Origin of the sequence: Shewanella sp. S1-58-MNA-CIBAN-0166, assembly GCF_040310085.1 — a bacterium.
Taxonomy (GTDB): Bacteria; Pseudomonadota; Gammaproteobacteria; order Enterobacterales; family Shewanellaceae; genus Shewanella.
In genome coordinates this window covers 1-13,599 of record NZ_JBEOPN010000037.1, presented here as the reverse complement: position 1 = coordinate 13,599, position 13,599 = coordinate 1, and the positions used below count along the sequence as shown (strand labels likewise).

At 41.4% G+C, this 13,599-nt stretch carries 8 protein-coding genes and 4 tRNA genes; 8 read left to right on the top strand and 4 right to left on the bottom strand.

Going from position 1 to position 13,599, the window contains the following annotated elements; translation table 11 throughout:
* Nucleotides 1–26: 26 nt before the first annotated feature.
* Together glgB and malQ are read right to left on the bottom strand one after the other, a co-directional pair.
* Nucleotides 27–2,264: a 1,4-alpha-glucan branching protein GlgB gene (gene glgB / locus AAEY99_RS18290; protein ID WP_192115011.1), complete on the bottom strand. Its 2,238-nt coding sequence runs from the start codon at nt 2,262–2,264 to the stop codon at nt 27–29.
* 37 nt (nt 2,265–2,301) lie between these two features.
* Nucleotides 2,302–4,524: a 4-alpha-glucanotransferase gene (malQ, locus tag AAEY99_RS18285; RefSeq protein ID WP_351011497.1), complete on the bottom strand. Its 2,223-nt coding sequence runs from the start codon at nt 4,522–4,524 to the stop codon at nt 2,302–2,304.
* Nucleotides 4,525–5,063: 539 nt separating this feature from the next.
* Here malQ and AAEY99_RS18280 point away from each other — a divergent pair.
* Nucleotides 5,064–5,639 (top strand): CoA pyrophosphatase, encoded by a 576-nt coding sequence (locus tag AAEY99_RS18280; protein ID WP_192115013.1) that lies wholly within the window; start codon nt 5,064–5,066, stop codon nt 5,637–5,639.
* Nucleotides 5,640–5,720: 81 nt separating this feature from the next.
* Here AAEY99_RS18280 and AAEY99_RS18275 read toward each other — a convergent pair whose 3' ends face one another.
* A complete protein-coding gene (locus AAEY99_RS18275) occupies nt 5,721–6,056 on the bottom strand; it encodes a hypothetical protein (RefSeq protein WP_011637624.1) in 336 nt (111 codons plus the stop codon).
* Nucleotides 6,057–6,237: 181 nt separating this feature from the next.
* On the opposite strand from AAEY99_RS18275, the gene asnS reads away from it, so the two are divergent.
* The 3 genes from asnS to AAEY99_RS18260 all read left to right on the top strand — a co-directional run bounded on the left by asnS (nt 6,238) and on the right by AAEY99_RS18260 (nt 9,497).
* On the top strand, nt 6,238–7,638 hold the full coding sequence (asnS, locus tag AAEY99_RS18270) for an asparagine--tRNA ligase (RefSeq protein ID WP_351011494.1): 1,401 nt from the start codon (nt 6,238–6,240) through the stop codon (nt 7,636–7,638).
* A 241-nt stretch (nt 7,639–7,879) separates the two neighbouring features.
* Nucleotides 7,880–8,344, top strand: a complete 465-nt coding sequence (locus tag AAEY99_RS18265; protein WP_351011492.1) for a hypothetical protein — start codon at nt 7,880–7,882, stop codon at nt 8,342–8,344.
* Nucleotides 8,319–9,497, top strand: coding sequence for a methyl-accepting chemotaxis protein (locus tag AAEY99_RS18260; protein ID WP_351011490.1), 1,179 nt, complete (start codon nt 8,319–8,321; stop codon nt 9,495–9,497). The genes AAEY99_RS18265 and AAEY99_RS18260 overlap by 26 nt, the downstream gene beginning before the upstream one ends.
* Nucleotides 9,498–9,600: 103 nt before the next feature.
* Here the strand turns inward: AAEY99_RS18260 and uvrB are convergent, their stop codons facing one another.
* Nucleotides 9,601–11,622: an excinuclease ABC subunit UvrB gene (uvrB, locus tag AAEY99_RS18255; RefSeq protein ID WP_101087040.1), complete on the bottom strand. Its 2,022-nt coding sequence runs from the start codon at nt 11,620–11,622 to the stop codon at nt 9,601–9,603.
* A gap of 1,588 nt (nt 11,623–13,210) precedes the next feature.
* On the opposite strand from uvrB, the gene AAEY99_RS18250 reads away from it, so the two are divergent.
* From AAEY99_RS18250 to AAEY99_RS18235, 4 genes are all read left to right on the top strand, one after another.
* Nucleotides 13,211–13,286 (top strand) — tRNA-Asn (locus AAEY99_RS18250).
* A gap of 33 nt (nt 13,287–13,319) precedes the next feature.
* A tRNA-Asn gene (locus AAEY99_RS18245) sits at nt 13,320–13,395 on the top strand.
* A 23-nt stretch (nt 13,396–13,418) separates the two neighbouring features.
* A tRNA-Asn gene (locus AAEY99_RS18240) sits at nt 13,419–13,494 on the top strand.
* 29 nt (nt 13,495–13,523) lie between these two features.
* A tRNA-Asn gene (locus tag AAEY99_RS18235) sits at nt 13,524–13,599 on the top strand.

The window sequence follows — 13,599 nt, the reverse complement described above, 5'->3', positions numbered from 1 at the left end:
TGTACCCACTTATTCCGTCGACTCATCTAGCTTTCTGGTTCGTCAGTTCGTTCGTCCAGTTCTGGAGCCCAAATGCTGCAACCTAACGGAGGGACAGTAATGACAATACTGTGTGACATGCCCTGCCATGGCGTCGCTTGAACTTCACAGGGATTATCATTGACGACGTGACTGCCGCCATAGTGACGATGGTCGCTGTTGAGCATTTCGCTGTAGCATTGCTCCGCAGGTACACCCACTCTGAAATCGTGATAAACCTGTGGAGACATGTTGACCACAATCACGACATGTTGTTGCTTATCCATGCCAAAACGACAAAATACTAAAATGTTATTTTCAGCATTGTTGCAGTCGAGCCATTGGAAACCGTCGCTATGATGATCACGTTGATATAAGGCAGGATATTGTTGATAGCATTGATTGAGATCGCGCACCCAATCTTGCACACCTTGATGTGGTGCATAGGTTAATAAATGCCAGTCGAGGCTCTGGTTATGGTTCCATTCGTTGCGCTGGGCAAACTCGTTACCCATAAACAACAGTTTTTTGCCCGGATGGGTCCACATAAAGCCATAATAAGCGCGTAATGTGGCGAACTTCTGCCAGTCATCACCAGGAATTTTATGCAGTAACGAGCCCTTACCGTGAACCACTTCATCATGACTGAGTGACAAAATAAATTGTTCGGTAAAAGCATAAACTAAGCTAAAAGTGAGCTCTCCATGGTGATAACGCCTAAAAAGGGGATCGCAACTGATATAACGCAGTGTGTCGTTCATCCAGCCCATATTCCACTTAAAGCCGAATCCTAAGCCATTATTACTGGTGGCTTGTGTCACACCAGGCCATGCGGTGGACTCTTCAGCAATCATGTTAATACCAGGAAAACACTGATACATACGTGCGTTTAATTCTTGCAGAAAGCTGATTGCCTCAAGGTTTTCACGACCGCCAAACTCATTGGGGATCCATTGATCCGCTGTACGGCTATAATCGAGATAGAGCATTGACGACACAGCATCAAGGCGTAAGCCATCAAAATGAAATTCATCTAGCCAGTAATGCGCATTACTGTATAAAAAACTGCGCACTTCCGCGCGGCCATAGTTATAAATTAATGTATCCCAATCCGGATGTTCGCCTTTACGGGGATCGTCATGTTCATATAAGCAACTGCCGTCAAACCGTACCAAACCGTGAGGATCGCGAGGAAAATGAGCTGGCACCCAATCGAGTAACACCGCAATGCCTTGCTGGTGGCATGCATCGATAAAAGCTTTAAGGCCATTGGCATCACCAAAGCGATACGTCGGCGCAAATAACCCCACGGGTTGATAACCCCAAGAGCCATCGAACGGATATTCACTGATTGGCATTAGCTGTAAATGGGTAAAGCCCATTTCTTTGATATAAGGCACCAACTCGGCTATTAACTGCGAGTAATCGGTATAATCTTGGCCGTCATCCCCGTTGCGGCGCCATGAGGCTAATTGCACTTCATAAATAGACATAGGTTGTACATGTGGTTGATGACTTGCCCGTTCTGTTAACCATTGACTATCTTGCCAGTCATAGCCTTCTACTCGAGGTACTTTCGACGCATTATGAGGTGACGGTTGCATGGCGACCGCATAAGGATCGGACTTAATGACTTGATTGCCATGCATATCGCTAATGGCATATTTATAGTGCTGATCGGGTTCAACCTCGGCAATGAAAATATCCCACAGCCCACTGGCTGGATGATGGCGCAACACATGGCGCTTATTGTCCCATAAATTAAAATCACCAATCACCGCAACTTGCTTAGCATTTGGCGCCCAAACACAAAAATGAACCCCTTTTACATCGTGATGTTCACGCCAATTAGCGCCTTGAAAATGGTATGTTTGCAGCTGGCTTCCTTCGCCAAATAAATACACATCGTCAGGATTAAGTAGACTGTCAAATTGATATGGGTCGGTGATAAGCTGCTCACACAACGGATATTGCACCCGTAATAGATAAGCAAAATGGTTAACTCTGCGGCCCATTTTACCGGCAAATAAACCTTGTTCATTCACTTGCTCAAGCGTCGCCACTTTACGTCGATCTTTAGCATTCAACACATCAACACTGAGCGCACCAGGTATTAAGCAACGAACAACCAGCGCTTTATCATCATTAACACTGTGCATACCAAGCAGTGAAAACACATCGGTGTACTCACCATTTAATAAGGCCATTTCACTACCTTGTTGAAAATACGGGGTCGCTACTGTCATATTTAATGATCCATTAATGAGCAAGTTTATCGGATGACTATGTGTTTACTGCACTTGTGTTAACTGCACTGGCGTGAGTTCGGGACTTTCGCGCCGATGCTATCGCTTCAAGACGTTGCTGCACTTTAGGGCTTTGGGACATTTGTTTGATAGACAGGGGTAATCGGCGTTGCCAATTAGGGAACTCTTTCCAAGTACCGGGAATATTTACCCCGTGTTTATCAGCGACTAAATCACTTAATTGCACACTAAATAGTTGTGCATTGCCCTTAGCAGCAACGCGGATCCAAGCCAACAACACACTATCAAAATCTAATTGTTCGGCTGATGTCATGGGGGTTGGTAGCTCAAATGCTTGTTCGCGGATAAGCAAGTCAATCAATTGCTGTTTTTCTTGCTGACGCTGGTCCATGACCTGATGTAACTTGTCATCGGTTTCAATCAATTCAAGTTGACGTCGTAGGCGTAAATCCGCAGCAAACCACCACGCAGAAAGTGTCGGTACATCGTGATTAGCCAACATCATCAGGCTTTGACGTTTATAGTCTTGTGGTGGTTTGAACCCATTATGGTCTTTACAGAAATAAAATAATTCATTTGATAAAATGCCCGCTTGGTGTAAACACGACACAATCTCTGGTGGTACTATGCCTAAATCTTCGCCAATTACGATGCAACGAGCACGCTGGCTTTCTAAACAAACAATGGCGAGCAAGGTGTCCAGCGGATAATATACATAGCAACCTTTACCAAGTTCTTCATGCAGAGGCCACCACCACAAACGTAGTAATCCCATAACATGATCAATTCTCAGCGCGCCGCAGCTTTGCATATTACTGCGAACCAATTGGATAAAATGGCTAAAATTATGCTGCTTTAATTTCACGGGGTCGAATGGGGTTAAGCCCCAATTTTGGCCTTGCTCAGCAAAAGGATCTGGTGGTGCGCCGATACTGGCGTTATCACAAAACAAATCTGCATTGGCACTAATTTCAGCGCCATGACTCACCGCACCTACGGCCAAATCACGAATAAGCCCAATACTCATACCGCATTGTTTTGCATTCAACTGACAAGCTTGTAATTGTTCATCGGCGACAAATTGCAGATACAAATAAAAGCCAACATCTTGAGTGAAATATTTAGATGCTAATTCCACTTCGACGGTAACAAACTGCATCAACGCAGCTTCATCTTGTACAACAAACTCTTTATAGGCCTTGTATCTTGGGGTTTCTAGCTTGATGTGGTGAGAACAAAATATTTGATACATTTTCTCGAATGCTGCGTATTTAAGACTGTGCACTTCATCGTAATTAATAAGATGTGCTTGATTCAGTACTAACCTTTTTTGCTGCCATTTTTGTGATGATAACTGCCCATTAAGGGCTTTATATTCATGAACGGCTTCAATTTGTATGTACAAGGGGTTTAACCGACGGCGGTCTGTTGGACTGTATGGACTGGGGTTATCTGGCTGGCTTATGTCTACTGCATGTAATGGATTGAGAAGAATAAAATCAGCACCAGCATGGGCAGCATACTCAATAAGCTCAGCTAAATTGCCAAAATCACCAATGCCCCATTGCGCATCATTACGCAATGCATACAGTTGCGCATTAAGCCCCCAAGATTGCTTACTGCTGTTAAGTGGTTGCACTAAGCGACCTTGATAAGCCGTAGACGGTGCAACCATCAACTGTCCATGTAAGGTATCTTTATGCTGAGGATCGTTAATAAACGCTAAATCGAGTTGGTGATAACCTAAATGTAATTTAGCTTTATCAAGCATTAAACGATATTGGCAATAACGTTGATCATTAATATGATATTCGCCAGCAATAACACAATCACTCACATCGGCATTCACCGAAATTGTGTCAATATTTTCACCGCTGATGGTCACCACAAACTCAGATGAATAATACTCTGGCAGATAGACATCAACATGAGGCTTATCAATAGTACACCACTGAAAACCATGTAGCGGTACCAACCAAGGCTGTACATCGAGTTGCGCTATTCTGGCGTCTATCTTTGGTGGTGATAAGTGCTGCTGAGTAAAAGCCCGTACATCGAATAGTTGCTGGCCAGGCTTATTCATACCATGAAGGTGCTCATGTTGATCAAACGACGATTGCAACAACATTGTGGTTAAAATGCCCTGCCTGTCCTTAGCAGGTATGTGAACAAGATTACCGAAACAATCGATAAACTCTGCCCCAACGCCTTGCAAATATAGCAACTTCTCTAGTCCCATATTTGTCTTCCTCGCGATAATTAACTGCATTAATTCCAGCAGTTACCATGCCAGTTCATCATAACAAATTGACGACAGATTAATTGCAGTAAGATTACAATGGCTATTCATTAAGAATCATATAGTTACTAAAGAAAGGTTAAGATTGTATTGCTCGTTTAATACGCTTGTTTTAAGTTTGTTTTTTGCACAAAAATAGTGCACAACAATCAAATCAGTGCATATTATCTATGGATTTCAAGTGGAAGCGCCTTAAAAGAGGCAGTTGATATCATTGCTATTATGATTTTGTATTGCCAATAGCTTAAGTCTTAAAACTGCTCTGGCTCAATTACCCTATGTAGATGTTTAAGCCTTATAACGCCACTGTTAACAGTGATGCTTGTTACTGAAATAGAATAGCCAATTAATACTTCTGTTATGCTAGCAGTATCGCTATTGTCAGCGGTGGGGTGATAATCTCTTCGTTCCAAAGTACCACGCAGGGTTGATTCCAGATCACAACATCCCTTGTCATTAACAGGATACACACGTAATAAATGAATAAACACGAATTCACTTTGCGCTACAACTTACATTGTTTGCGTTCGACAATTGCTTCTGCGCCCCCGTCGTACCTTGGCCGCGAAGCCGCGGTATTAATCCCTGTGATCGAAATAGAGCAACAATTACATATTATTTTAACCCGACGTCCGATGCATTTACGTCACCATCCTGGGCAAATTAGCTTTCCTGGCGGCAAAGTTGAGCCAAATGATATTAATGCCATCCACACCGCGCTGCGCGAAGCTCACGAAGAAATTGGCTTATTGGCAGATAATGTGGATATTTTAGGTGTGTTTCCAGCTCATAAAACCTTTACTGGTTTCGAGATCACCCCTGTCGTGGCAATGATAAAGCAGCCATTTGAACTGATTCTCGATCCCGGTGAAGTGGATGATTGTTTCTCAGTACCATTGAATTTTTTTATTGAGCGCAGTAACCGTCATAAAATGTTTCATTATCGCCACGGCGCACATTATCAAGTGCACTTTATGCCATTTGAAGACAAATTTATTTGGGGGGTAACGGCAGCCATCATAGATTTACTGTGCCACCATATAGCAGATAACTAATCACTGTAGGCACATGACGTAAACAGCCAATTGATGGTTGATTAGCTTAGAACTATTGTTCCAAGCATCATCAGCGTTATTCTACACCACGTAACGAATATACAAACCGGCTGCGAGTGATACCAAAAACAACAATGGAATATTGACCCAAAAACCAATTCGAGTGGTGGCTTTTGCATAAAAGTTTACCAGCAGATTCAAAAAGCTGACCCCAGCACACCACCATATTAAGTATTCTAATTTAATGGTTAACTCAGGGTCCCAGTTTAATCGTACCGATGCGCCTTTACTCAAAAAATAACCTACCGCACGATCAGGTCTGGCTTCGCCAAAAATAATCAATGCATAAATGGCTAAGCTCCAGCCTAATAACGACAAAACGGTCAATACAACCTGTATAATTCCTAAACGAGACATGGCCTTTCCTTGGTTTACGAGAGAATATAAAGGCTAATTAGCCATATATTTAACCGACATACTCAAAAGTATCACATTAATCACCCTAGAATAGCGTTTTCAGCTTGAGAAAAGCCACCAGCAAGGTAAGATAAACCCCAATTTTATATTTATATTCTATACGTTGGAGAATAAAGCAACAATGAGCATTGCATCTGTCGCTTCTGTATTTAAAGGTGAACACGCCGTTGGTTCGCAAGTCACTGTCCGTGGCTGGGTAAGAACTCGTCGTGATTCAAAAGCGGGTATCTCTTTCTTGGCCGTGTATGACGGTTCATGTTTCGACCCTATTCAAGGTGTCTTGCCTAATAGCCTAGCCAATTACAATGACGATGTATTGAAATTGACTGCTGGCTGCTCTGTCGTAATGACGGGTGAAGTAGTTGCCTCTCCTGGCGCTGGTCAAGCATTTGAATTACAAGTCACTGAAATAGTGGTTACGGGTTTTGTAGACGATCCAGATACTTACCCAATGTCGGCCAAACGCCACTCTATTGAGCATTTACGTGAACTTGCCCATCTACGCCCGCGTACTAACATTATTGGTGCAGTAGCCCGTGTACGTAACTGTTTATCGCAAGCGATTCACCGCTTCTATCACCAAGAAGGATTTATCTGGGTATCGACCCCGTTAATTACCGCTTCTGACTGTGAAGGCGCTGGCGAAATGTTCCGAGTGTCTACTTTAGACATGGAAAATCTACCTCGCACAGCTGAAGGTAAAGTCGATTACGATAAAGATTTCTTCGGTAAAGAATCATTCTTAACCGTGTCGGGTCAGTTAAACGCTGAAACGTATGCTTGTGCGTTATCGAAAGTATATACCTTTGGCCCAACGTTTCGTGCTGAAAACTCGAACACCACTCGCCATCTTGCAGAATTCTGGATGGTTGAGCCTGAAGTGGCATTCGCAACGTTAGATGATGCGGCTGAGTTAGCAGAAAAAATGCTTAAATTCGCATTTAGCGCAGTGCTTGAAGAACGCATGGATGATTTAAACTTCTTTAACGAACGTGTTGATAAAACCGTGATCGAACGTTTACAAGCTTTCGTAAGCAGTGATTTTGCTCAAGTAGATTACACTGATGCGGTTGAAATCCTTAAAAACTGTGGTAAGAAGTTTGAATTCGCAGTTGAATGGGGTATTGATTTACAATCTGAGCACGAACGCTACTTAGCTGAAGAGCATTTTAAAGCGCCTGTTGTTGTTAAGAACTACCCGAAAGACATTAAAGCTTTTTATATGCGCTTAAACGATGATGGCAAGACTGTTGCCGCTATGGACGTGTTAGCACCAGGTATTGGTGAAATTATCGGTGGTGCGCAACGTGAAGAGCGTTTAGACGTGCTTGATAAGCGTTTAGCTGAAATGGATTTAAGCCAAGAAGATTACTGGTGGTATCGTGACTTACGTCGTTATGGCACCGTACCTCATTCAGGTTTTGGTTTAGGTTTCGAGCGTTTAGTGTCGTATGTTACTGGCGTTAACAACATTCGTGATGTTATCCCATTCCCACGCGCCCCACGTTCAGCCAGTTTCTAATTATTTCGATAATATGAAATGACATAAACGCGCCATTTGGCGCGTTTTTTATTAGCTTTACCATATGGTTTTTAGGATATATCAGTATCAGTATTTTAATTTATAGTGTTCAAACTGACTAAATCCATAGATTTATTAGAGAGAGATCTGATAACAATGCAATGAAAATGACACATATTATATGACACGTTATTCTATACATATTGCAAGCTGTAGCACTTATTAAGTCAAAGGTATTTCTATGAATATAAAGTTCTCAATTAAGAGAATGCTCCAAATTACCATTATGCTAACGTTAACTGCGTTGACACTATTAGCTTGGGTTATGAGTGTTCAGCAATCACGTATACATGTAAATGTTAAACATGAAGAACAACAAGTTAATGCCATATTTGCCTTAAAAGATACTCGTTATTTTGTCGTGCAAATACAGCAATTCCTAACAGATGTCGGTGCAACAAAAAGTGATGAAGCAAAGTCAGAAGCACTCGAAAGTAAGCAAAGCGCCCTAGAACATATTGAAAAATTGATTCAATATGCTCCTGAATTTACCGTTCAGGCACAAAACATTAAACGCCAAGTTAATTCATTACATGATTCAGGCATAAAAATGGCTGATGCCTATTTGACTCAAGGAACTGATGCCGGCAATTTATTAATGAAAAGCGCTGGTGGTTTTGATGATGCGGCTGGCGATATTAGCTGATAACTTAGATCTATTGGCTCAAAAACTCGATCAGCAATTTATACTCACCGTTAATGAAACTCTCAGGGCAACCACTACCGCTGCTAGAGTGCAATTATGGGGAAGCATTGGCATAGGATTGTTTATTGTGATCATTATGATAGTGCTATACCAACGTATTTTAACACCACTTAAAAAACTTGATGATTCAATGCGCAATGTGGCCTCTGGCGCCAAAGATTTAACCGCAAGGTTAGATGATAGCAGTGATGATGAAATTGCCAAAGTTGCCGCCAGTTTTAATGCGTTTGTTGGTAATATTGGCGAATTAATTACTGACTTTAATCATAATACCCAACAATTAGGTACAACAAGCGACCAATTAACTTCGGCTAGTAACGAAACGTTGAGTGGGATGCAGCGACTACAAAGTGAAACTGAACAAGTCGCTACCGCTATGAATCAAATGCAAGCCACCGTCATTGAAGTTGCCAATAATGCAGAGTTAGCCGCTCAAGCAGCTCAAGAATCTGATGCACAAGCACTGCATGGTGACAACATTGTCAAGAAAACGATTACTTCGATTGATCATCTTGCTAAAGGGGTTGAACAAGCCGCTAATGCACTCTATCAATTGCAAAAAGATGCCGATAATATTGGCACTATCTTAGAAGTCATTCGAGGCATTGCAGATCAAACCAACTTACTGGCTCTGAATGCTGCTATTGAGGCTGCGCGTGCAGGAGAGCAAGGACGAGGTTTTGCTGTTGTCGCTGATGAAGTACGCACCCTAGCAAAACGAACTCAAGATTCGACTAACCAAATTCAGCAAATGATTGGCCAATTACAATCAGGCGTAAAAGGAGCCGTGACAGTAATGGCATCGAGTCGAGAGCAAGCCATTAACAGTACGGAGCAAGCGGCGCAAGCTGGTGATGCGCTGAGCAAAATTACTCAGTCTGTGGCGACAATAGCCAATATGGCGACTCAAATAGCGACCGCAGCAGAAGAACAAACTGCAGTAAACGATGAAATTAATCGTAATATTGTCAATATTAGCGATGAAGCTCGTTTGACAGTGACCAATGCCCAGCAATCAAATACTGCCAGTATCCAAGTTGGTCAGTTATCACAACAGTTAAGAGCTCAAATTGGTCAATTTAAAATCAATTAACTGACGCTACAATGTCATTTAGAGAACATTCTCAGCCAGTTTTTCATATTTTCATTGATAAACTGGCTATCTATTTTCACCTAAAATTATATTTTTCAGTAAATTAACTGTTTACAATGATCAGGTCACGTAAATGTTTGACGTCATCACGCACGGCAGCAGCTTGTTCAAACTCTAGGTTCTTAGCGTGTTCATGCATTTGTTTTTCCAATTTATCAATTTGATGACTCAAATCGGCAATACTGGTGTATTTCGCTCGCTCTTCTGCCACTTCAGCAAATTTAGAGTGATTTTTACGAGTACCTTTACTGAAGTTAGTGTCACCTACATCCATTACATCGGTAATACTCTTCACTACTCCACGAGGCACAATACCGAGTTTAAGGTTATGTAGGTGTTGCTTTTCACGGCGACGCTCTGTTTCCCCCATGGCTTTAGCCATTGAGTTTGTTATTCGGTCCGCATATAGAATAACTTTACCGTTAACGTTACGAGCAGCACGGCCAATGGTCTGAATAAGTGATCTCTCTGAACGTAAAAAGCCTTCTTTGTCTGCATCTAAAATGCACACTAATGACACTTCAGGCAGATCTAGCCCTTCACGTAATAAGTTAATGCCAATCAGTACGTCAAAACGTCCCAAGCGTAAATCACGAATAATTTCAACTCGTTCAACGGTATCAATGTCCGAATGTAAATAACGAACTTTAACCCCATGCTCGTCAAGGTATTCACTCAGATCTTCAGACATCCGTTTAGTTAATGTGGTCACCAGCACACGCTCATTAACCGCCACGCGTTTGTGGATCTCAGACAAAAGATCGTCAACTTGAATGCCCACAGGCCGAACTTCCAATACAGGATCGAGTAATCCGGTTGGCCTTACAACCTGCTCAGCAATCTCGCCGGTACTTTTTTCAAGCTCGTATAAACTAGGTGTAGCTGAAACAAAAATGGTTTGCGGCATTAATCGTTCAAACTCTTCAAACATTAACGGCCGATTATCTAGTGCTGATGGTAATCGAAACCCATACTCTACTAAGTTCATTTTCCTGCTTCTATCACCTTTGTACATAGCGCCAATTTGCGGTACCGTCACATGTGACTCATCAATAATCAGTAGACCATCTGCAGGTAAATAATCTAATAATGTTGGTGGACCTTCTCCAGGCGATCTGCCTGATAAATATCGAGAGTAGTTTTCAATCCCGGAGCAATATCCTAGCTCGACCATCATTTCTATGTCGTATTGAACTCGCTCAGTGATCCGCTGAGCTTCAATCAATTTATTGTTATCGAGTAGATATTGACGACGTTCTCTGAGTTCTTCTTTAATATCTTCAGTTGCCGCTAAAATTTTCTCTCTTGGTGTCACATAATGCGTTTTGGGATAAATGGTGGCACGCGCTATTCGTTTGTTAATCTGTCCGGTCAAGGGATCAAACTCACTTAAGCGTTCTATTTCGTCGTCAAATAATTCTATTCGAATGGCTTCGCGTTCAGATTCTGCTGGAAAAATATCTATCACTTCACCGCGAACTCGATATGTCCCGCGTTGTAACTCAATGTCATTGCGTTTGTATTGTAATTCACTGAGCCGAATGAGGATGTCACGTTGGCCCATAAAATCGCCTTGACGCAAATGCAATAACATCTTCATATAAGAATCAGGATCGCCTAAACCATATATGGCTGACACAGAGGCAATAAGCACCACATCTTTACGCTCTAATAACGCTTTAGTGGCCGATAAACGCATTTGCTCGATGTGGGCATTCACCGATGCATCTTTTTCAATAAAGGTATTAGAAGCGGGTACATAAGCTTCTGGTTGATAGTAATCATAATAAGAAACAAAATATTCAACCGCATTATGCGGAAAAAACTCTTTCATTTCGCCATAGAGTTGCGCGGCAAGTGTTTTGTTAGGCGCCATAATAATGGTTGGCCTGCCCATTTGCTTAATCACATTCGCGATAGTATAGGTTTTACCTGACCCTGTTACGCCTAATAACGTTTGGCTAGCAACGCCAGACTCTAAGCCCTCTACTAATTTTTTTATTGCTGTAGGTTGATCGCCGGCGGGTTCGAATTTGGACTCTAGGGAAAATACTGACTCTGACACAACATGGTTTCCTATTCTATTGAACCAATTATCATATACCTAAACACAGGTTAATGGCGATACATAATAGTACTAAACCTCTGGTGTTTTTACTTAAGGCAGTAACTATATTGAAGGAAAAATTGCAGAATATTATTTAATATTGGTGTGTTTCATGCAGATCATTCTCTGTCACTTGGTTCTTCAATATGACAGCATAATGATCGTAATATGAAAGTTATAAACAAATCGATTCGATCAGTATTTGAGGCCACAAATGCGCTAAAAATCGAGCTTAAAGCACAATTTAATACACAATCTACTATTCAAAGAGATTACAATTTTGCAATTGACAGAACAGTGAAAAAATAAAGTTGTTGATTTTTGTATCTGTTTGATTAAAAACAACTTAACTTATCGCTAAATATTTGTACCAATTTAAGTCCGACTCAAGCGCAACAAGGGTTAGCCGCTTATTTACAGTAGAAGTCCACAAGTTTATCCACAGATTTAGTGGATAAGTCACAAAAGCCCAATACTACTGCGGGGTAGCGACCAAGTGAGTTTCATAAAAACGTAAGAAAATTGTGATGAAATTTAATTACATTTGCACATTAATACGAAAGATAGCGACAATAGTTCAGTTGCTGTTTTAAATTTGTAGTCGCCTCATATATTAGCAACGCCTTGAACACCGATCAACATTGCGATCAGTGAGCGCTGACGCTAGTACACATTCAACAAATACCACCTCCCTCGTATCGCTAAACATGGTTGACTCAGCCCAAGCTATGGCTGGTGAATATTAGCCATACTCAAATTGATTATTTTCAGGCAAGTCTTAGTATTTAGTGATAACTGCACTATAGGACTCATCAAGGTGTCGACAATATAGCTATAATGCTACTGGTGGTAGCTGGGTAATCTCAACGGCTAAAAACAACAATGTACAACAATGTATTACTCGGTTTAAAAGCTCGTTTGCGCTATGTATCGATGCTTTGCTGAGTTAAATATCATTAACATACTTTGACTCAAGAAGCTGTCGATAAAAACATAACTTAATCTCATAACTCAATCTCATAAGATCAACCTTAATTTAGGATAATAAAGAATTATCACATCACAAAGTTTGCACTATCAGTTTGCTTAAAGTGACATTGACTTGCAATAAGCCCCCTTTTCACATGTAAAATCTGCTTAATGAGTGCAACAAATAGTAAGTTTGATATTGCTGACTTGCCAAAAATCCGTTTTTACCGATCTATACAATCTCTGTATCCCGAATTGAACTTATATCAACACGGTTTTCAGTTCCGCCATAAAACCACACCGACGAGATAGCCGAAAAAACACAACGATAGACATCAAAAACATGATGTATACAAAAATATTGTCTTTATAATCGTGGAAATGAATGTTGAGAGTAAGTGATTCATTTTGTTTTCATTGTTTAAAAATCGACACAAATGCCCAAAAGTCGTTCACGATGTGTGTTTGGTAACCAATTAGTCACATAAATGCGTTTTTTTTTATAACTCGAGTTGACTCAGTTACCAGAGCGTTTTACTATGCGCTCCGTTCTCAGCAATACATTGCTAAAAACGCTTCCCCAGTAGTTCAGTTGGTAGAACGGCGGACTGTTAATCCGTATGTCACTGGTTCGAGTCCAGTCTGGGGAGCCAATTTAGTATGCAGAGTTGAGATGTAATCGTAATTCCCCAATAGTTCAGTTGGTAGAACGGCGGACTGTTAATCCGTATGTCACTGGTTCGAGTCCAGTTTGGGGAGCCATCGTTTACTGTTATCGAAATAATTCCCCAATAGTTCAGTTGGTAGAACGGCGGACTGTTAATCCGTATGTCACTGGTTCAAGTCCAGTTTGGGGAGCCATCGAGATAACACATTTGAAATAATACGCTTCCCCAATAGTTCAGTTGGTAGAACGGCGGACTGTTAATCCGTATGTCACTGGTTCGAGTCCAGTTTGGGGAGCCA

Excerpts from the sequence above, each read along its gene's own strand:
- asnS (WP_351011494.1), top strand. The coding sequence starts at position 6,238 with ATGAGCATTGCATCTGTCGCTTCTGTATTTAAAGGTGAACACGCCGTT.
- AAEY99_RS18275 (WP_011637624.1), bottom strand. The coding sequence starts at position 6,056 with ATGTCTCGTTTAGGAATTATACAGGTTGTATTGACCGTTTTGTCGTTA.
- glgB (WP_192115011.1), bottom strand. The coding sequence starts at position 2,264 with ATGACAGTAGCGACCCCGTATTTTCAACAAGGTAGTGAAATGGCCTTA.
- AAEY99_RS18260 (WP_351011490.1), top strand. The coding sequence starts at position 8,319 with ATGATGCGGCTGGCGATATTAGCTGATAACTTAGATCTATTGGCTCAA.
- AAEY99_RS18265 (WP_351011492.1), top strand. The coding sequence starts at position 7,880 with ATGAATATAAAGTTCTCAATTAAGAGAATGCTCCAAATTACCATTATG.
- malQ (WP_351011497.1), bottom strand. The coding sequence starts at position 4,524 with ATGGGACTAGAGAAGTTGCTATATTTGCAAGGCGTTGGGGCAGAGTTT.
- AAEY99_RS18280 (WP_192115013.1), top strand. The coding sequence starts at position 5,064 with ATGAATAAACACGAATTCACTTTGCGCTACAACTTACATTGTTTGCGT.